The organism is Hoyosella altamirensis, from assembly GCF_014191505.1.
Classification (GTDB): Bacteria; Actinomycetota; Actinomycetes; order Mycobacteriales; family Mycobacteriaceae; genus Hoyosella; species Hoyosella altamirensis.
In genome coordinates, this window is sequence record NZ_JACHWS010000002.1 from 355,910 (window position 1) to 376,932 (window position 21,023).

The window sequence follows — 21,023 nt, forward strand, 5'->3', positions numbered from 1 at the left end:
CAACACCGATAGTTGGAAGGTGCCGGAAGACGGCACACGCACAATCAGCGGCGCGGACGGAGGGACCATGAGCACGTCAACGGCGATGTTTCGGGCCGATCCCCGCATTATGCGCAGCATGGTTCTGAGCGACGACGGCGTGCCCCTCGCTGTCACCGAATGTGGTGACCGCTCCGCGCCCCTCACCCTCGTCTTTATTCACGGTCACTGCTTGCGGGCAGACTCGTGGTCCGCGCTCCGCGAGCACCTCGCCGGGACGCTCGGGTACGACATCCGGATGGTGTCGTATGACCACCGTGGCCACGGCGAGTCGGGCTCCGCGCCGGCCGGGACGTACACCATCGACCAACTCGGCCGCGACCTCGATGCTGTGCTCCGCGCGGTGGCGCCGCATGGCCCCGTAGTTCTCGTCGGGCACTCGATGGGCGGGATGACGGCCATGTCCTATGCGCGCCAGTTCCCCCATATGATCGGCAACCGCGTTATCGGCGTTGGCCTGATCGCCACAGCGTCCCATGGCCTCACCGACGCTGGTGTCGGCCAGTTGCTCCGCCATCCGCTGGCGCACCTTCTGCACCGTGCAGTCGACCGCGCGCCCGCTTTAATGGAGATTCCGCACCGGCTCAGCCGTCGCATCGCCAGACACATCATCCGTGCCACCGCGTTTGGAGAGGGACGCGTCAGCCCGCACGTGACCTCGCTGGTCACGGCCATGGTCAACGAGACCGCGCTCGCCACCAAGATTGGCTTTCTGCGGTCTCTGCTCCACCTCAACGAATCGTTGGCCCTCTCCGCATTGCAGGAGATCCCAGCGTTGGTGCTGTGCGGCTCTGCTGACCATATGACGCCCTTTCATCACTCAGCAGCCCTTGCCTCCGCGCTCCCCGCAGCGGACCTGGTGCGTGTCGAGGGTGCGGGCCATTCGGTCATCCTCGAACGCACTGAGGCCGTGGCACACGCGCTCGCTCATCTTCTGCGCCGGGCACTCCAGGCCCCGGACTTCGCCCTCGCCTCATAAGTCCCGAGACACGGCGGCCGTTCTGGGGCTTCACGTGAGCTCTGACACCCCGCTGCCGCTACGCTGGACGGCCATGGAGTCTCGCCGCACCCTCATCCTCATGCGTCACGGCAAGTCTGCCTATCCGGATGGCGTTCCGGACCACGACCGGCCCCTCGCGCCGCGCGGTCAACGGGAAGCCGCATTGGGGGGCAAATGGCTCCAGCGGGTAACCGCTCCAGTCGACCATGTGCTGTGCTCGTCAGCGGTACGCACCCGGGAAACGTTCGCGGCATCAGGGATCGACGCGCCCGTGCAGTACCTTGAGAGTCTCTATGGCGCAGATCCTGAGATAATCGCCGAAGAGGTTGGACTCATCGGCGAGGACAGCCAGACGCTGCTCGTCATTGCCCACTGGCCCGGCATCCCGGAGGCCGCTTTGTGGCTAGCCGACAACGATGACAGTGACGAGGCCGACCAGATGCGCAGCAAGTTCCCCACCTCGGCGATCGCTGTGCTGACGACCACCCGGCGCTGGGATCAACTCGATCGCGGCGCCGCCCGGCTCGACAAGTTCCATGTTCCGCGCTAGTCACCCAGGAGCCACCATGCTCGACACTCCCTTGATGCCGCTCCCCCACGACGGCCATGTCTTCACGACCAACTGGCCTATGCGGGCCGGTGACGTAGACAAGAATTGGCGTCTCCGGCTCGACGGGATCGCACGGTACCTTCAGGACGCCGGGTTCGACCACCTCGATGCCGTGGACGCGCGCGCAGAGCACCCCGCCTGGGTCGTACGGAGATCTGTCATCGATGTCATCCAGCCGCCTGAGTTCCCCAGCCTTGTCCACATCAACCGGTGGTGCTCCGGACTTTCCAGCCGCTGGTGCTCGATGCGAGTGCGGATGACCACTGACGATGGCGGACTCGTCGAGACCGAGGGGTTCTGGATCAACTTCAACGCAGAAACCCTCAGGCCCGCCCGCATCACGGACAGGTTCGAGAAGCTCCTCAGCGGTACGGCGCTGACCTCACGCCTCAGGTGGCAACAGTGGATTAGCGACTCTCCTGGTCCTGACGACGCTGTCACACCCTTCCCGTTGCGGAGTACCGACATCGACGTGATGGCGCACGTCAACAATGCCATGTACCTCCAGGCTGTCGACGCGGCGCTTCGCACGCGACCCGAACTGCACGAGGTGCCCACCCGCACCGTCATTGAGTATCTCGTTCCCATAGCCCCCGACGACGACGTTCTGCTCCGCACACGCCACGGCGAGAAGGACCTCACGATATGGTTCACCGTGGGCGGAAAAGTTCATGCACAGGCAATGGTTCTGCCGCTGCACTAGGCGCGATTGACAGCTTCTTCCCAGGTTTATGCCAGCGTGCTGACATAATCAAAGGTAAAGATCGTGAACATGCCCGATAATCACGCTGACGACCTTGATCGTGGCTTGGCGTATGACATGCCCCGCCTGCTCAGCCGCCGGAGTCTGCTCGCAATCCTAGGGATAACCAGCGCCGGGGCTTTCGCCGCGGCGTGCGGCGGCACAGCGCCCCGCGCGGGATCTGGCGAGGCTAGCCCCACTTCTCCAGCGTCGGAGGCAGGGCTCGGCGATCCTGACAGTTGTGTCGCCGTTCCTGAAGAGACCGCTGGGCCGTTCCCCGGCGACGGATCGAACGGTCCGAACGTGCTGGTGCGCGACGGGGTGGTTCGCACGGATATTCGTCGCAGCTTCGGGGACTCGTCCGCGGTGGCTGATGGTGTGGCCATGTCCTTGGACCTCACTCTGCAGGACTGGACAGCCGGGTGCGCACCGCTCGCTGGTGCTGCGATATACGTGTGGCAATGTGACCGGAACGGCGACTACTCCCTCTACTCACCAGGCGCCGCATCAGAGAACTACCTGCGCGGCGTCGGTGTCTCCGACTCATCGGGCAGGGTCACGTTCACCAGTATCTTCCCAGGCTGCTACCCCGGCAGGTGGCCGCATATTCATTTCGAGGTGTTCTCCAGCCTGGACAGTGCGAGCAGCGCGGGCACTCCGCTTCTGACCTCACAGATCGCTCTGCCAGAAGACGTGTCCGCGTCGGTGTACTCGGTGGCGGACTATCCCGGAAGTGACCGCAGTTTCGCGCAGCTGAGTCTCCCCGGCGATATGGTCTTCCGTGACGGGTGGGCGACTCAGATGGCCGAACTGAGCGGCACCCCGGCGACCGGATTGACCGCACGGCTGTCCATACCGGTTCGCACCTAGTCCCGCCTCACAAGTGGGCGGTTATGTATATAAATCTGGCGCTGTATCTCGCGCATAACTGCCCACTCGTGACCAGAAATCACAAAAGCCCGCCCTGGAATTCCAGGGCGGGCTTTGTGGTGGAGCTCCTGCTGACTACCGGTAGTCGGTGTATCCGCCGAAGTCGTCGAGCGGAACCGCGGCACCGGTGCTCATGCCGAACGTATCGGGACCGTAGTACTGGTCCTCGTACGAAGCGACAGAGTATGCGGCCTCGCGGGCCTCTTCGGTCGGCTGAACCTGGATGTTCCGGTACTGGTTGATGCCGGTACCGGCCGGGATCAGCTTACCGATGATCACGTTCTCCTTGAGACCGATGAGGCGGTCGCTGCGGCGGTTGATGGCCGCATCGGTGAGCACTCGAGTGGTCTCCTGGAAGGAGGCCGCGGACAGCCACGAATCGGTCGCGAGCGATGCCTTGGTGATACCCATGAGCACTGCACGACCTGCTGCGGGCTCGCCACCCTCCGCGACGACGCGACGGTTTTCCGCCTCGAAGTCGGCGCGCTCAACGAGCGAGCCGGGAAGGAACTCGGTGGAGCCCGAATCGATGATCGTCACGCGACGCAGCATCTGGCGAATGATCACTTCGATGTGCTTGTCGTGGATCGACACACCCTGTGAACGGTAGACCTTCTGGACCTCGTTCACGAGGTGGATCTGAACCTCACGCGGGCCGCGAACACGCAGCACCTCGTGCGGATCCGCGGAGCCTTCGAGGAGTTCCTGTCCAACCTCGACGTGGTCGTTCTCGGCCAGGATTCGCTCAACGCCATCGTCATGCTTGAAGCGGGCAAGGCCCTGACGCTTCGGGAGCTTGTCGATGGTGACTTCGTCACTGCCGTCATCCGGAACGATGATGACCTTGTAGAAGCGGTCATCGTCATCGATGCGGACACGACCCGAAACCTCAGCGATGGGCGCCTTGTTCTTCGGCACACGCGCTTCGAACAGTTCCTGGACACGTGGGAGACCGCCGGTGATGTCTTCACCGACACCGCCCTGGTGGAAGGTACGCATTGTCAGCTGCGTACCAGGCTCACCGATCGACTGGGCGGCAACGATACCGACAGCTTCACCGATATCGACGAGCTGCCCGGTCGCCATCGAGCGACCGTAGCAAGTCGCACACACGCCCGTCGCGGTGGTGCAGGTCAGCACCGAGCGGACCTTCACACCCGTGATTCCTGCTTCGATCAGCTTCTCGATCGCAGGGTCACCGAGGTCGTGGCCACGCTCGACAACGACGTTGCCGTCCTTATCGATCGCATCCGACGCCAGGGTCCGGGCGTAAACACTCGTCTCGACGTGCTCAACAGGGTGGAGTTGCCCATCGAAGCCAATCTCGGCGATCGGCATCTCGAGACCGCGAGAAGTTCCGCAGTCCGTTTCGCGGACGATGACGTCCTGCGAAACGTCGACGAGACGACGGGTGAGGTAACCCGAGTCGGCGGTACGAAGGGCGGTGTCAGCCAGACCTTTACGCGCACCGTGCGTGTTGATGAAGTACTCGAGCACGGTCAGGCCCTCACGGAAGGAGGACTTGATCGGACGCGGGATGAACTCACCCTTCGGGTTGGTCACCAGACCCTTCATGCCCGCGAGCGAGCGAATCTGGGTCATGTTGCCCGCAGCACCCGACTTCACGATCATCGGGATCGGGTTGTCATCTGGATAGTGATCTTCGAGGGCCTTACCGACCTTCTCTGTCGCTTCCTTCCAGATTTCCACCAGACCGTCACGGCGCTCGTCGGTCGAGACCTGGCCACGCTGGTACTTCTTCTCCAGCTTTTCGGCCTTGTCTTCGTATTCCGCGAGAATCTGCTGCTTCTCCGGCGGAACCAGCACGTCGGACATCGCGACTGTCACACCGGACCGGGTGGCCCAGTAGAAGCCGGAATCCTTCAGCTTGTCCACTGTCTGCGCGACGACGATCATCGGGTAACGCTCGGCGAGATCGTTGATGATGACCGACTGGCGCTTCTTCGGCATCACGTCGTTGACGAATGCATAGTCCGAGGGCAGCAGGTCGTTGAAATGCACGCGACCCAGGGTCGAATCAGCAAGCCATGCGTCGCCGGGCTTCCAGCCCTCCGGGAACAATACGTTCTCTTGTTCCCGAGTAGGGCGACGGTTCGTGATCCGCACCTTGATCCGCGCCTGCAGTGCCAGCTCGCCACGATCGAACGCCATGATGGCTTCTGCCGGTGTCGCATACACACCACGCTCAGGGCTGTCACCGGTGGCCGGCTGGTATTCACCCTTGGCACCGTCGACCTTGCGGGTCAGGTGGTAGAGGCCGGTAACCATGTCGAGACGCGGCATCGCAAGCGGACGCCCCGATGCCGGCGACAGGATGTTGTTCGACGACAGCATCAGCACACGTGCCTCTGCCTGAGCCTCGGCCGACAGCGGCAAGTGCACAGCCATCTGGTCACCGTCGAAGTCAGCGTTGAACGCCTCACAGACGAGCGGGTGCAGCTGGATGGCCTTACCCTCGACGAGGATCGGCTCGAAGGCCTGGATTCCCAGGCGGTGCAGCGTGGGTGCACGGTTGAGCATCACTGGGTGCTCGGTGATGACCTCTTCGAGGACTTCCCACACCTGTGTGCGCTGACGCTCCACCATGCGCTTCGCAGACTTGATGTTCTGCGCGTGGTTGAGATCGACGAGACGCTTCATGACGAACGGCTTGAACAGTTCGAGCGCCATCAGCTTCGGCAGACCGCACTGGTGCAGCTTGAGCTGCGGACCAACAACAATGACGGAACGGCCTGAGTAGTCGACACGCTTACCGAGAAGGTTCTGACGGAAGCGGCCCTGCTTGCCCTTGAGCAGATCCGACAGCGACTTCAGCGGACGGTTGCCCGGGCCGGTGACAGGCCGGCCACGACGGCCGTTGTCGAACAGCGCGTCAACCGATTCCTGCAGCATGCGCTTCTCGTTGTTCACGATGATCTCGGGAGCTCCGAGATCGATGAGGCGCTTCAGGCGGTTGTTGCGGTTGATGACGCGGCGGTACAGGTCGTTCAGGTCGGACGTCGCGAAACGGCCACCATCGAGCTGCACCATCGGGCGCAGTTCCGGCGGAATCACCGGCACAGCATCAAGCACCATGCCAAGCGGCGAGTTCCCGGTGTGCTGGAACGCTGCAACGACCTTCAGACGCTTCAGTGCGCGAAGCTTCTTCTGGCCTTTGCCACTGCGGATGGTTTCGCGGAGGATTTCCGCTTCGGCGTGCACGTCGAAGATTTCGAGCAGCTTCTGGATCGCCTCAGCACCCATGCCGCCTTCGAAGTATTCGCCGTACCGGTCGACGAGCTCACGGTAGATCAGCTCATCAAGCACCAGCTGCTTGGGGGCGAGCTTGGTGAAGACGTTCCAGATCTCTTCGAGACGATCGATCTCCCGCTGCGCGCGATCGCGAATCTGACGCATCTCGCGCTCGGCGCCCTTCTTGACCTTGTCAAGCGCATCCGCCTTCGCGCCCTCGGTCTCGAGGAGTGCGAGGTCGGTTTCGAGCTTCTGGGCACGCGCCTCGAGGTCGGCATCGCGCTGATCGGCGACACCCTTTTTCTCGACGTTCATTTGCGCTTCGAGAGTCGACAGCTCGTTGTGACGCAGTTCGTTATCGACATGCGTGATCACGTACGCGGCGAAGTAGATGATCTTTTCCAGATCCTTCGGCGCGAGGTCAAGCAGGTAGCCGAGACGACTCGGCACGCCCTTGAAGTACCAGATATGGGTTACTGGTGCGGCGAGAGCGATGTGGCCCATGCGTTCACGACGAACCTTGGCGCGAGTGACCTCGACACCGCATCGCTCGCAGATGATGCCTTTGAAGCGGACACGCTTGTACTTACCGCAGTAGCATTCCCAGTCACGAGTCGGGCCGAAGATCTTCTCACAGAAAAGACCGTCCTTCTCGGGCTTGAGGGTGCGGTAGTTGATCGTCTCCGGCTTCTTGACCTCGCCGTGCGACCAGGCCCGGATGTCCTCCGCAGTGGCGAGACTGATGCGGAGTTCATCGAAGAAGTTGACGTCTAGCACGTAACTTCCTTTCCCCGTAAGGGTTATGGCGCCACAGATCGGGTGTGGGTTGCCGATCTGTGGTACCGGACTGCAATTCCTTCTTCACCTAATAAGCCCCGGCGCGGAAACCAGCGTGGCGGCCGCGCCGTACCAGAACCTGTGTCAGATCGCCCGGCTGTTCATCCCAAGACTTGCAGCAGCACGTTCCACATCGTCGTCATCGGTGTCACGCATCTCAATCGCAGCGCCGTCCGAAGAAAGCACTTCGACGTTGAGGCACAGCGACTGCAGTTCCTTGAGCAGAACCTTGAACGACTCAGGGATACCGGGCTCAGGGATGTTCTCCCCCTTGACGATCGCTTCGTACACCTTGACGCGGCCGACGACGTCGTCCGACTTGATCGTCAGAAGTTCCTGCAGGGTGTAGGCGGCGCCATAGGCCTGCATGGCCCAGCACTCCATTTCACCGAACCGCTGACCACCGAACTGGGCCTTACCACCTAGCGGCTGCTGGGTGATCATCGAGTAAGGACCGGTCGAACGGGCGTGGATCTTGTCGTCGACCATGTGGTGCAGCTTCAAGATGTACATGTAACCGACCGCGACCGGGTACGGGAAGGGCTCGCCGGAACGGCCATCGAACAACTGGGCCTTGCCGTTTGCGCCGACCATCTGGTCGCCGTCACGGTTCGGCAGAGTCGAACCGAGCAGACCCGCCAGTTCGTCTTCCTTGGCACCGTCGAAGACCGGTGTCGCGGTCCGCGTGTTTTCTGGCGCTTCGAGGACATCCTCGGGGAGGTTTGCCGCCCAGTCAGGAGTCCCGTTGACCGTGTCGATCTTCCAGCCCGATTTCGCGATCCAGCCGAGATGCGACTCGAGAATCTGGCCGATGTTCATACGGCGCGGAACACCGTGGGTGTTCAGGATGATGTCGACCGGCGTGCCATCCGGGAGGAACGGCATGTCCTCGTGCGGGAGGATCTTGCCGATAACGCCCTTGTTGCCGTGGCGGCCAGCAAGCTTGTCACCGTCCTGGATCTTCCGCTTCTGCGCCACGTACACGCGCACAAGTTCGTTGACACCTGGGGGAAGGTCGTCATTGTCCTCACGTGAGAACACGCGAACACCGATGACCTTGCCGGTTTCACCGTGGGGGACACGCAGCGAGGTGTCGCGCACCTCACGTGCCTTCTCACCGAAGATCGCACGGAGCAAGCGCTCCTCCGGCGTCAGCTCGGTTTCGCCCTTCGGCGTGACCTTGCCGACGAGGATGTCGCCGTCGCGAACTTCCGCACCGATCCGGACGATTCCCCGCTCATCGAGATCAGCGAGCACCTCGTCAGCAACGTTCGGGATGTCACGGGTGATTTCCTCGGCACCGAGCTTGGTGTCGCGGGCATCAAGCTCATGCTCCTCGATCTGGATCGAGGTGAAGACGTCCTCTTCTACGAGGCGCTGCGAAATGATGATCGCGTCCTCGTAGTTATGGCCTTCCCACGGCATGATCGCGACGAGCAGGTTCTTACCGAGGGCCATTTCGCCTTCGTCGGTGCAAGGACCGTCAGCAATAACTTGTCCGACCTCAACGCGCTGGCTTTCGTCGACGATCGGGCGCTGGTTGATGCATGTGCCCTGGTTCGACCGGCTGAACTTGCGCAACTGGTATGTACGGCGGGTGCCGTCATCAGCCATGATCGTGATGTAGTCGGCGGAAACTTCCTCGACGACGCCAGCTTTTTCGCTGACGATGACATCACCTGAGTCGTATGCGGCGCGCAGCTCCATGCCAGTACCAACGAGTGGTGCCTCGCTGCGGAGCAGCGGCACAGCCTGACGCTGCATGTTCGCGCCCATGAGGGCACGGTTAGCGTCGTCGTGCTCGAGGAATGGGATCATCGCGGTCGCAGCCGAAACCATCTGACGTGGTGAGACGTCCATGAAGTCGATCTGGTTCGGTGATACGAACTCCACCTCGGACTCGGCTTCACGCCGGACCCGAACGAGGATGTGATCCTCAACGAAGCGGCCTTCGGCATCGAGCGGCGAGTTCGCCTGCGCGATGACGTACCGGTCTTCCTCGTCAGCTGTCAGGTAGAAGATGTCATCCGTCACCTGACCATCGATGACCTTGCGGTACGGAGTTTCGATGAAGCCGAAGGGGTTGACCCGCGCATACACCGAAAGCGAACCGATCAGACCAATGTTCGGGCCTTCCGGCGTCTCAATCGGGCACATGCGGCCATAGTGCGACTGGTGTACGTCGCGCACTTCGAGACCTGCACGTTCACGAGACAGACCACCCGGGCCCAGCGCTGATAGGCGCCGCTTGTGGGTGAGCCCCGAAAGCGGGTTGTTCTGATCCATGAACTGGCTGAGCTGCGAAGTTCCGAAGAACTCCTTGATCGCAGCGACAACTGGCCGGATGTTGATCAGTGTCTGCGGCGTAATCGCCTCGACATCCTGGGTCGTCATCCGTTCACGAACAACACGCTCCATGCGGGACAGGCCCACGCGGATCTGATTCTGAATCAGCTCACCAACAGTGCGCAGGCGGCGGTTTCCGAAGTGGTCAATGTCATCGACATTGACACGAATCTCGTCGCCGTTGGCAGCAGCCATCCGCCGCTCGCCAGCTTGCAGGCGAACGAGGTATTCGATCGTGGTGACAATGTCCTCGTCGGTAAGCACCGTGGAGGTGGGATCGACTGTCAGGCCGAGCTTCTTGTTCACCTTGTAGCGGCCGACACGCGCCAGGTCGTAGCGCTTCTCCTTGAAGAACAGCCCTTCGAGGAGGTTCTCCGCACCTTCCTTCGTCGGCGGCTCGCCCGGACGAAGCTTGCGGTAGATGTCGAGCAGTGCGTCGTCGGTGCCAGCGGTGTTGTCCTTCTCCAGCGTCGACATCATGATCTCGGAGAAGCCGAAGCGTTCCGCGATCTGCTCATTGGTCCAGCCACGCGCCTTGAGTAGCACGGTGACGGGCTGACGCCGCTTCCGGTCGATACGCACGCCAACCGTGTCGCGCTTGTCGATGTCGAACTCGAGCCAGGCTCCCCGGCTCGGGATGACCTTGACGCTGTACAGGTCCTTTTCCGTGGACTTGTCGCGGGTCTTATCGAAATAAACGCCAGGCGACCGGACGAGCTGCGAAACCACAACCCGCTCCGTGCCATTGATGACGAAAGTGCCCTTGTCGGTCATCATCGGGAAATCACCCATGAAGACCGTCTGGCTCTTAATTTCGCCGGTTTCGTTGTTGATGAACTCCGCCGTCACGAAGAGCGGAGCGGCGTACGTCATATCTTTCTCTTTGCACTCGTCGACGGAGGCCTTAACCTCTTCGAACCGAGGGTCAGAGAACGAAAGTGACATTGAGGAGGCGAAATCCTCGATCGGTGAGATCTCTTCGAGAACGTCTTCAAGACCGCTCGTCAGGATCTCCTGCCCGCGGGCTGCGGCACGCTTGCGCCACCTCTCAGCACCGATCAACCATTCGAACGAATCCAACTGAAGGTCTAGCAACCCGGGTACTTCAAGGGGTTCGCGAATCTTCGCAAAAGATACCCTGTTAGGAGCCCCGGGGATACCGGCCACTGAACTGGTCTGGCGGGAGACTGCCAAGATGCGTCCTTCCAGCACCTCACGCGCGCCGCTCTGAACTACGAACGGCAATCGCTGTCGTCTGCTTTGCTGAGTGTTTGAGTCCGCTGGTGGCACCCCGAACGAACCCTCCCCACTCGACTGGGCACGATTAGCGCCAAGACGAACAACGAGGTATGGACAGGAGGCAGCCAGCGCAACGTCCAACAATAGACGAACATTAGTCAGATGTCGAATAGAGCATCTGGCGTGGCAGCAGAATCGTACCGCTCGCCCGCCTTACGCGCATGACTATAGAACGCTTCCGGTGGGACGAAACGACCGCAGCTGCCTCCTAGCAACCATGCGCGGTTACTGTCGTCCCATCGGAAGCATAATCCTACTTCCTTCTCGTGTCACCGGGGCCGCGACGCTGAAACACCAAGATGTGTCGTTTATCGCTCGTCGATCGAGTCGATAAGCCAGTCGCCATCCACCTTCTTGAGGACCACGCGCAGCGGGCCGGAGTACATCTCCCCCGGCACGTCGTCGTACTCGGTGCTCACAAGTGACAGCGCGAGCAGTTCAGCTTCATCGTTTGACAACGCATGCACACCGGCATGCCGGATCGCCATCTCGACTGTGGCCTGGCGTTGTTCGGCTGCCTGTCGAGTTGCGTCGATAGTCTGCCGGTACTCATCCTGCATATCCTCGGTGAGGAACGACAACGCCCGGTCAAAGTCTTCGTCGAGGGTTCTGTGGTCGTAGCTGAAGACTGCTGCGAGAGCCTCCTTCGTGCGGTTCTCCACCTCCGTGGTCGCCGCTTGATCGACGAACGCGATGCCGTCGCTCTGCGGCTGTCCGCGCAACGCCGATGGGCCATGCACCACCGCAAGAACGACTGCGCCGGCAATGGCGATTGCGCCAACGATGATCGTTGCGGACAGCAATCGAGTATTGACGCCAGCTAGTGCGCTGCGCCCAGCGGAGTGGCGGCCAGAACCGCCCCCGGCCCGCTTGTCTGAGCGGCGCTTCGGGCCGGTGGACGCATCACTCGCCGTGCCCTGTACTTGCGGGTCACGGCTGCTCCCGTGGCCAGCCAGCTTGGGCCGGCGGTTCTTCCCTCCGGGGCCAGGTGTAGTGCGACGAGGACGAGACATAGATAGGGACTCCTAATACTTCTAGATCCGCGAAACCGGCCTATTCACCAGGTTGCCCAGGCTGAGATTCATCTTCTGGGACACCTTCGCCGGGAGTTTCACCGGTGGGCAGCTCTTCGAGTGGAAGCTCCGCACCCTCAGGCATCAGTTCTGGCGGCAACTCGCCGTCCGCACCCGGCGATTCAGCGACCAATGCCGGTGTCCCAACCTGAGTTGATGCCGAGACCTTCCACGAACCATCGACGCGCGCCAGCTGCATTTCCATCATGACCCGCTGCGTCACGGATTGCCCTGTGGGCCCGGCCGTCGTCCTCAGAACGACAGCGATAGCCAGCGCCTCATCGGAGTCGGGATCGAAGTTCACAATGGCGATATCGGTCACGTCAGCATTGATACGGCCCCCGGACGGGGCATCGGACTCGAGCTGATTGCGTGCTTCTTCCATCTCCGCGCGCAACTGCTCACCGGTGATGACCGACTCAATATTTCCGAAAGTCGCATCAAGATCATTGGTATCGAATGAGTTGAGGTACACGGCAGCTTGCCTGGCCTCACCGAGCAGCCTGTCCCGCTCGCTTGAGACGCCTGCCTGATCGAGAGCCTTCCACCACGCGAAGCCGACCCACCCGAGGGCGATGATTGCCAGTACGAAAAGCGCAATCACTACCGCACCCAGCTTCCCCCCTGACTTTTGAGTTTTGGTCGGAGCTGGATCAGTTTCGACAGTCTTGTCACTCACGCGTACACCGTACCTTTGCGAAGTAATCACATTGCCTTCCCGCGATTTTCCAAGAAGATTTCTCAGCCAACAGACAGATCTGTGCATGCGAATGGGGCCCAGCAGCCCACAATCGTGAAGGATTCACCCTTACACAGAAGGTGAATCCTTCACGATCGCGTCGCGCGGGACCCCAGTCCGGTTACCTTAGCTGTCAGTTCCAGCCGACAAGCTCAAGTAGTTCAAAGGCCTGCCGACCGAAGGGTGCGAGATCTGTGTGGTCACCGGCACGCTTCGGGTTGTTGTCCCACGGCTGAGGAACACTCGGATCAGCAAAGATTGCCTTGTTCGAACTTCGAACACCGACGGGGCTGCCCTGCGGTGTCCGGCAGCCGATCGACGTATCCCATTCCCAGTCACTCATCGCGCCATTGATCATGGGATTACCCGTGGGGCCTGCGGGAAGCCGCTGGAAGGTGCCTTCGTACCCGACCGTACATGCCGGAGGGTTGTTCAACTCAAAGATGAGTCCAAATCGAGCAGTGCCGTCACCAGGCGCTGCGGTGTAGGCAGCCGCACCAAGCGCCGGCAGCGCTTGCAGCACCGGGCGCAGGAACTGGCCGCGCTCACCGAGAACCTCGGCTATCGGCTCGGTAGTCCGCAAGAACTCAGTGAGGCCTGGCCCACCTCGCTCGAGGAGCGCGGACACGGCCGCGCCTGCGTCCGTCGACGTGTTGATTATCCGGCGGATATCCTGATCGCTCTGCTGCAACTGGTCGGTGATCAGAGTCAGATCGCGCGAAAACGACCGCACCTCATTCGCCTGCTCAGCTTGAGTCCGAAGGACCACGCTGCCGTCGCGAAGGAACTGCAGGGTCTGATCCATCGATTCATTCGCCTCCTCGGAGAAGGCATCGAAGGAGTCGATGATCGTGCCTAGATCCTCACCGCGGCCATGGAAAATCTCCGCGGTCTCGGCCACGACTTCCCGGAACTTATCCAGGGGGATCGACTGCGACAGGTCATACAGGCCGTTGAGCAGCGACTCAACCCGCACCGGCGCTGAACTGTTCTCGAATTCGATCACGGAGCCTGATTCGAGGAACGGCCCTTCGTCAGTGTCAGCCTGGAGGTCGACGAACTGCTCACCTGCGGCCGAGCGGTTGTTCACTTTCGCTCGCGAGTCGGCGGGGATGTCCGGCGCGTCGTTGCGAATGAGGAGTTCCACCCGAGTACCACCGGGTATCGGCACTACCTCGCCAACCAGTCCCGCTGGGACACCCCGGTACGTGACTTCCGCGTACGGGAAGATTCCGCCGTTGTCTTCCATCTCGACATATACGGGGAACTCACCGAAACCGAGCAGTGTGTGGAGACGCGCGTACTTGGCGCTCACGAAAATCACACCCACCACAGCCACAATCACGAAGAGGATGAGCTGGATCTTTACGAATCGTGAAATCATGGCTGCCGATCTCCCAACATATTCAGGAGGTCCTGGATCGGACCTGGCATCTCGTCACCATTCGGCAGTCCGACTTGGACGAGATTTCCTAGTGGAAGTAGAGGCTGTGTCCCCGGACCCGGCCGTGGCCCGTTGCCTCCGATGTACGGGTTCGACGGGTCAACTGTCGGCTGTGGCGAACCGTATGGAGCCACATACTGTGGCGTGCCCTGGCCCACACCGAGGTTCTCCAGAGTGTCGGCGATCGACAGATCGACCGCCAGCCAGCCGTTGATAGCTCCACCGAAGGTTGAATCGATGGCGGCGTCCGGGAATGGATAGGTCGGGAGCAGCTGAATAGAGTTCGGAAGATCCGGTCCTGAATTCGCTAGCGCCTGGAGCGTCGGGCGAAGCGCGCGCAGATCTTGAACGAGATCGTCGCGGGCCTGCCCAATCACCTGAGTCCCGACCTGGCTCATCCCGTCGAGCTGCCGGAGCATCTCGATGATTTGGGGCGTTTGCTCGCTGAGGATCTGAGTTCCACGGGGAATTTCCTCCACCACCCGGCTGATCTGCTCGCGCTGGTTGTCCAGGCGTCCAGACATAACCTCGACGTTGTCAAACGCGCGCTGAATCTCCGCGCGCTGGTTGTTCAGGCTTGCCACCAGCTGGTTGGTGTCATTCAGAAGCGCTTTCACCTGTGGTTCACGACCGCCGAAAGCCCGGTCAAGTTCCTCGATAATCGGCTGGATCTGGGCCACGCCGCCGCCGTTCAGCAGTAGCGAAAGTGCTCCGAAGATGTCCTCGATCTCGATCTGGACCCGACTGTTGTCGATTGGGATGACATCGCCCTCCTCAATCACCTCCGGGACACGGTCAGCTTGAGGTGGCGGCTCGATGGCGAGGAACTTCTCACCCAGCAGTGCAGTCTGCTGAATGGAGATCCGTGAGTTCGCGGGAAGCTGGAGATCGTTTTGCAACGTCATGGAGACGACGGCATTCCATCCATCATCACTCAGGTCCACCCTATCGATCTTGCCCACATTGACGCCATTGACCTTGACCATGGTCTCCGGAAAAACCTCAGGCACCTGGTCGAACTCTGCGGTCACGGAGATGGGATCAGGGCCCAGGCTCGGACCGCCTGGAAGGGGAAACGTGTAGATGCCGTCGCTCATCACGAAGCAGCCAGAGGCGGTCATCGCAAGCGCCGACAACCCTGCAGCGGCGGCGACCCCTCTGACAACCCTCTTACGAACAGCGGGTGATTTCGTCACTGTCCACCTCCCCCGTGCGGTGCAGTCAATGAACGCTCAGTTTCCGTCTGCGGAATCGGCGAGAACTGGCCCGGAACTGTGCCCGGAACTGGCCCTGAGCGCTGAACTAGATCGTTGCTCATGATCCCTAGCGGCAAAACCACTCCGGGGCTCTGAATACCGGCATTGACCTGCTCCGCCAAGCCTTCGCACTGTCTGATTATCGGCGCCATTTGCCGCCCGAGTTCAGCAAACCGCGAGTCGCCTGGGTAGAGACGTTGCAGGTCTACCAAACCACAGATTGTGCCACCGAGATCCTGGAGTTCCAGCAGGTTCACGCGTGCCGATAGTGCCCCAGCCTCTGCGTTGTACGCGTTGGCGAGGTTGCTGATCGCGATGGGAATGGTCACCAAGACCTCTCGCATCGCTTCTGTCTCTTGCGATACACGACCCGTCACCTGTGCGAGACCATCAATGTTGCTTGACAGTGCTTCTCGGTTGTCATTGACGAACCTTGCGACGTCGTCGAGGGCGAACGAAAGCTGATTGATTGCCGCACCAAGATTGTCCCGCTCACCCGCGAGGAAGTCCGAGAACGTTGCCATCTGGGTGTTGAAGTTGCGCACCTGCGCGTCGTTCTCGGCCAGTGCAGTCGATAGTTCCTGCAGGTTGCGGACGGTACCGAAGAAGTCTTCACGGTAATCCGCAAAGACGCGTGAGGCCTCGGCTAGTTCGGTAATAGAGCGGCCTAGGGCCTCCCCATTTCCGACTAGGTTCTCGTGGGTAACGTCGATGAACTCACTGAGTGCACCGTCGGCGTTCGCTCCGTCGGCACCCATTGCTTCTGTGAAGTCAGCGAGTGCTTGATAGATCTCATCGACCTCCACGGGAGTTGCTGTGCGCTCACGGGGGATCTCTGCGTTTGGCCCTTCGAGTTTCGGACCTTCTGAGTACGCGGGGGCGAGTTGGATGAAACGGTCTGAAACAAGCGACGGAGTCATCTGCATCGCGTGGACTTCAGCGGGAAGGTCCACGCCGCGATTGATGTTCATCTCCACGCGCACCTCGTCACCAACGGGGGTCACGCTTGAAACCTTGCCGACATCGATTCCGAGCACGCGAATGTTTGTGCCGCTGTAGATGCCTACCGTGGTCGGGAAGTAGGTCGTGATCTTCATGCCAGGCCGGAAGAAGAAGTACCAGACAACTATTCCGGCCAACAGGACCAGCACCAGGCCGGCGGCAATCACCCCGAACGTCTTTTGCCGCGTCATCAGTTGCCTCCCACGGTGCGGATCGGTTCGCGGATTCCAGGTACATCCGGGAGCCCTGGCGGAGTGATGTTGAGGATTGCAATGTCGAACCAGCGGCCATTAGCCAGCGTGTCGGCGAAGACGCGGTAGAACGGGGCCATCAGATTCACTGCTTGGCCAAGACTCTCCTGGTTCGCGACAAGCATGTCGGTGACGCCCTGCAGTTGCGCAAGCGCTGGACCGATCTGCTGCTCGTTATCCGCGACCAGCCCGGTCAGTTCATTAGACAGGTCCTGAGTTGATGTCAGTAGGAGCGAAATCGCTTCACGCCGGATGTTCAGCTCTTGAAGCAGCAGCCCGGCGTTGGAGATCAACCGCTGGAACTCCTGGTTGCGGTCCGCGAAAATCTGCGTTGTAGTGCGTGTCTTCTCAAGAAGCTCGATCAGCTCCTGATCGCGGCTAGAGATCGTCTCCGACAATCTGGTGACTCCCTCGATGGCGTTTTGCATATGCTCAGGTGTGTCACGGAATGCATCAGACAGCGTTTCGAATGCCTCAGCTGCCTGCGGCATATCCACCTCGCCGAGTGTGCGCCCAGCTTCCTGGAACGCAGGCACGACGTCGTATGGAGCGACGGTGCGGTCCAATGGGATTCGTACCGAAGGATCCAGCCCCTCAGTGCCGCGTGGTTCGAGTTCGACGTACTTCTGCCCCAGCAGGGTCTTGATCTGAATTGAGGCACTCGTTCGGTCACCTATCCAGGTGTCCTGGACGAGCATGTCCACGACGACCCTGTCACCTTCGAGCTTGACGTCGGTGACGTCACCAACTTTGACCCCCGCTACTCGGACCTCGTCGCCGCTTTGCAGGCCGCTCGACTCGCTGAATTCAGCTGAATAGCGGTTAGACGCACCGTAAATGGGAACGTCAGACAGGTAGAAGGCGGACAGTGTGGCGAAGAGAAGGACCAACAAACCGATGAATCCGGTAATTACCGGGCTGCGGTGGGTCGTCATTGGATACCCCCTGGCTGGCAGCGCGTTGCCGCATTGGTGTAGATCGGCTGGTTAATCTGCGGCAGGCCTGTCGGCAGGTTAAGCCGGGTTGGAGGGGCTCCCGGCCCGAGCGTGAGGTCGATTCCACACAGATAGATCGAGAACCACGAGCCGTAGGAAGCGGTCTTGCCGACGCTTTCGAGCTTGACCGGCAGGTTCTGAATCGCGGATTCGACAGCGGGCCGTCCCGTATTGAGGTTGCCCGCAAGTTGATCGATTGCCGAAATGTTCCCTTGAATCGACGGGCGGGACGGCTCGAGCAGCGCGTTCAGTTCCTCAGACATCGAGGCAAGCGAAGCGAATGCGCTGCCCACCGTTTCGCGGTCATCGGAGAGCCCGGATACCAGGACGTCCAATGAGGACACCATGTCCCGAATGTCGTCGTCGTGCTCATTCACCCGCTCGAGTACTGAGTTCAGGTTGTTGACCACAGCTCCGATTACGGCATCCCGGTCAGCAATCGCGTTGGTAAGCGTGCCGACGTTCGCGACCAGCTGAGTGATCGTCGCGGCTTCGCCCTGGAAGATCTGGATGATCTGGTCCGCGAGCCTGTTCACATCTTCCGGTTGCAAGGTTTCGAACAGCGGCCGGAAGCCGTTGAACAGCACCGTGAGGTTGACTGCATCTTTAGTGCTCGTGTTCGGGATGGTTGCGTCCGGCTCAAGTAGCTGACCATTCTGTGCATCACCTTGGTTGAGCAGGAGGTAACGCTGGCCTGCCAGGTGGCGGTAGCGGATCGCTGCTTGGACATCTGCCGGGAGTTCAATTCCCGGTCGCAACCGGAACTCGACTTCGGCCTCGCTTCGGTCAACAACCTTGAGACCGGTGACACTTCCAACGCGCACGCCCGCGATTCGAACCTCGTCACCCACATTCATGGAGGTGACATCCGTGAATCGCGCCTTGTAGGTATTGCCGCCGGTGGGAAGGTAGTTGGCGATCGCAACGGCGAGCACGCTGACGGCGAGCACTGTGGCAACGATGAAGATGCCGAGCTTGATCAGTGGTGCTGCTAGGCCTCTCATTCGAAGCTCACCTCTGCTCCCCGAAGAACTGGTGCCCCAATCAGCGTTGTCCAGCCGGGTACGTCCTCCGGCTCGAGGCCTGTCGCTTGGCCGTAGACGACGGACAGTGCGTCTCGTTCCGCTGGGCTTCCCGCGATGTCGGATGCGCTTCCGCTACCCCCCAAAGGTGCTACGGAGGCCAACGGGTCTGGCAATTGCTGGAGGTTCTGAGGGCCTGGGTTGCGCGATGGCGGCGCGTAGGCGCCGTCGTTGATGGCGCCGCCCGGGTATTGGCCGAACTTGCCTTCAGTCGGAGGCACCGCCTGGTAGCAGATCGGTCCGCGCGTATCGAACATGCGTGGCTCATCCTGATTTGGTAGGTACTTTCCTCGCGGATTCGCGAGTTGCACTGTGACGTTGAGGCCGCCAGCGCGCCCGGTACCCGCCCCGAAGGCACGCTCGAACCGTGGCACCAGGTCAGCGAAATAACCGATCGCGCAGCCGTAAGACGGCGAGTAGCGCGCGAGCAGTTCCAGCGTCTCGCGTGAGTCCGCTGCGATGTTGATGATCCTGTCCCCGTTGACATCGAGGAAACCGCGCAGGTCTCCTGCAGCCAGGGTGAGAGTCTCAAGCATCAGATCTATTGAGGACCGCTGCTCCACGATTGTGGTGTTGGTCGTCCGGAATGTGTCAAGCGCGTCGACGATGTCGGGCAGCGCGTCACTGTAGGTATCCGCGAAGGTCGCGAAGTCCTGGATTGTGGCCTCGAGGTTCGGAAGTTCCCGGTTGATGCCCTCCGCCATTTCCTGGAAGCGCTCCACCATTACGCCGATGCGTTCACCACGTCCGCTGAACGCCTGGTTGAGCGATCCGAGGGTTACCGCGAGGTCTTGCGGCGGCACTGCGGTGAGGAGGTCATAGAAGACGTCATACATGCGGGAGGCGTCGATCGCGCTTCCCGAATCGTCCTCGGGAATGATCGCTCCGGCGGCGATCGGCGGTCCCGGGTCTTCTGGCATGACGAGTTCGACGTACCGCTCACCGAAGAGCGTCTTCGGCAAGATCTGTGCGGTGACGTTGGCGGGCACGAAGTCGGCTTGGTCTCGGTCGATCGCGATGTCGATCTCAGCGCGCCCGTCCGGTGTTGACCGGGTGCCCCTGACCTCACCGATGATGACGCCGGAGATCTTGACGTCGGCTTCTCTCTGCAGTGAGTTTCCAAGCGTCTCTACATTCACCACAGCCTTGGTTACGGGCTTGAACACCTTCGCGAATGTCATGGTCGTGAACAGGACGAACGCGATGATGAGCACGATGAAGGTCAGCCCATAGATGCGAACTCTCGCTTTACCCGGCGCACTCATCCCGCAACCCTCACCGTCGTCGAAGTACCCCAGATCGCGAGACTGAGGAAGAAGTCAAGAATCGCGATCGTCACAATTACTGTCCGCACTGAAGAGCCCACCGCGACTCCCACGCCTGCGGGACCGCCGCTCGCGGTATAGCCATAGAAGCAATGCACCATGATCAGCACGAAGGCAAAGACCAGCACCTTGCCGAACGACCATAAGACGTCTTCAGGCGGCAAGAACAGGTTGAAATAGTGGTCGTACGCGCCTGTCGACTGCCCATTGAGGTAGATATTGATCGCTCTGGAGGCAAAGTAGGCAGACAGCAATCCGACGACGTAGAGCGGGATAACGGCGATGAAGCCGGCCACGATGCGGGTCGTGACGAGGAACGGAAGGCTTGGAACGGCCATAACCTCGACCGCGTCGATCTCCTCTGAGATGCGCATAGCGCCGAGCTGCGCGGTGAAGCCGCAACCGACCGTCGACGATAGGGCAAGCGCGGCAATCACAGGCGCGATCTCGCGAGTGTTGATGTACGCGGACAGCATGCCCGTGAGCACCGAAGCGCCGATCTGATCCAGTGACGCGAAGCCCTGCATACCGACGACGACGCCGGTGAACATCGACATCGCGATGATGACACCAAAGGTGCCCGCGATCACTGCCAGACCACCGGTTCCAAAGGTGACCTCTGCAAGCAGACGGCTTACTTCTTTCGGGTACTTCTTTATCGTCGCCGGAATCCAGCCGATGGCCCGGGCATAGAAGGCCATCTGCTCGCCCAGCGAGTCCAGCGCGCCGACGGGTTTCCGGACGACTGTTTTCGCCCGGCGACTCATCACGTCGAGTCGGCCTCTCGTAGCAGTCATAACC

General features: G+C 60.9%; 15 protein-coding genes. 4 read left to right on the top strand and 11 right to left on the bottom strand.

Annotated features, from left to right (window positions below; genetic code table 11):
• Positions 1 to 67 precede the first annotated feature (67 nt).
• The 4 genes from FHU29_RS10360 to FHU29_RS10375 all read left to right on the top strand — a co-directional run bounded on the left by FHU29_RS10360 (position 68) and on the right by FHU29_RS10375 (position 3,261).
• Positions 68 to 1,018 (top strand): alpha/beta fold hydrolase, encoded by a 951-nt coding sequence (locus FHU29_RS10360; protein ID WP_064441076.1) that lies wholly within the window; start codon positions 68 to 70, stop codon positions 1,016 to 1,018.
• Between the two features lie 73 nt (positions 1,019 to 1,091).
• Entirely contained in the window at positions 1,092 to 1,589 is a 498-nt protein-coding gene (locus tag FHU29_RS10365) for a SixA phosphatase family protein (protein ID WP_064441077.1), read from the top strand.
• A gap of 16 nt (positions 1,590 to 1,605) precedes the next feature.
• On the top strand, positions 1,606 to 2,352 hold the full coding sequence (locus tag FHU29_RS10370) for an acyl-[acyl-carrier-protein] thioesterase (protein ID WP_064441078.1): 747 nt from the start codon (positions 1,606 to 1,608) through the stop codon (positions 2,350 to 2,352).
• Positions 2,353 to 2,421: 69 nt separating this feature from the next.
• The gene (locus tag FHU29_RS10375) at positions 2,422 to 3,261 is read left to right on the top strand and encodes a dioxygenase family protein (protein WP_221194905.1); all 840 of its coding nucleotides are present in this window, start codon (positions 2,422 to 2,424) and stop codon (positions 3,259 to 3,261) included.
• 135 nt (positions 3,262 to 3,396) lie between these two features.
• On the opposite strand, the gene FHU29_RS10380 is transcribed toward FHU29_RS10375, so the two are convergent.
• The 11 genes from FHU29_RS10380 to FHU29_RS10430 form a co-directional block, all read right to left on the bottom strand.
• Positions 3,397 to 7,350 (bottom strand): DNA-directed RNA polymerase subunit beta', encoded by a 3,954-nt coding sequence (locus FHU29_RS10380; protein WP_064441080.1) that lies wholly within the window; start codon positions 7,348 to 7,350, stop codon positions 3,397 to 3,399.
• A gap of 144 nt (positions 7,351 to 7,494) precedes the next feature.
• On the bottom strand, positions 7,495 to 10,968 hold the full coding sequence (gene rpoB / locus FHU29_RS10385; protein WP_064441111.1) for a DNA-directed RNA polymerase subunit beta: 3,474 nt from the start codon (positions 10,966 to 10,968) through the stop codon (positions 7,495 to 7,497).
• Between the two features lie 395 nt (positions 10,969 to 11,363).
• On the bottom strand, positions 11,364 to 12,068 hold the full coding sequence (locus FHU29_RS10390; protein ID WP_064441081.1) for a hypothetical protein: 705 nt from the start codon (positions 12,066 to 12,068) through the stop codon (positions 11,364 to 11,366).
• A gap of 40 nt (positions 12,069 to 12,108) precedes the next feature.
• A complete protein-coding gene (locus tag FHU29_RS10395) occupies positions 12,109 to 12,807 on the bottom strand; it encodes a hypothetical protein (protein WP_064441082.1) in 699 nt (232 codons plus the stop codon).
• Between the two features lie 193 nt (positions 12,808 to 13,000).
• Complete coding sequence (locus FHU29_RS10400; protein ID WP_064441083.1) at positions 13,001 to 14,251, bottom strand: MCE family protein; 1,251 nt, start codon at positions 14,249 to 14,251, stop codon at positions 13,001 to 13,003.
• Complete coding sequence (locus FHU29_RS10405; protein ID WP_232323004.1) at positions 14,248 to 15,507, bottom strand: MCE family protein; 1,260 nt, start codon at positions 15,505 to 15,507, stop codon at positions 14,248 to 14,250. The genes FHU29_RS10400 and FHU29_RS10405 overlap by 4 nt, the downstream gene beginning before the upstream one ends.
• On the bottom strand, positions 15,504 to 16,760 hold the full coding sequence (locus FHU29_RS10410) for an MCE family protein (RefSeq protein WP_064441084.1): 1,257 nt from the start codon (positions 16,758 to 16,760) through the stop codon (positions 15,504 to 15,506). Before FHU29_RS10410 ends, FHU29_RS10405 begins: the two co-directional genes overlap by 4 nt.
• Positions 16,760 to 17,755, bottom strand: a complete 996-nt coding sequence (locus tag FHU29_RS10415) for an MCE family protein (protein WP_064441085.1) — start codon at positions 17,753 to 17,755, stop codon at positions 16,760 to 16,762. The genes FHU29_RS10410 and FHU29_RS10415 overlap by 1 nt, the downstream gene beginning before the upstream one ends.
• Positions 17,752 to 18,819, bottom strand: coding sequence for an MCE family protein (locus FHU29_RS10420; RefSeq protein WP_064441086.1), 1,068 nt, complete (start codon positions 18,817 to 18,819; stop codon positions 17,752 to 17,754). Before FHU29_RS10420 ends, FHU29_RS10415 begins: the two co-directional genes overlap by 4 nt.
• Positions 18,816 to 20,162: an MCE family protein gene (locus FHU29_RS10425; protein ID WP_064441087.1), complete on the bottom strand. Its 1,347-nt coding sequence runs from the start codon at positions 20,160 to 20,162 to the stop codon at positions 18,816 to 18,818. The genes FHU29_RS10420 and FHU29_RS10425 overlap by 4 nt, the downstream gene beginning before the upstream one ends.
• A complete protein-coding gene (locus FHU29_RS10430) occupies positions 20,159 to 21,019 on the bottom strand; it encodes an MlaE family ABC transporter permease (RefSeq protein WP_013805229.1) in 861 nt (286 codons plus the stop codon). Before FHU29_RS10430 ends, FHU29_RS10425 begins: the two co-directional genes overlap by 4 nt.
• Positions 21,020 to 21,023 lie beyond the last annotated feature (4 nt).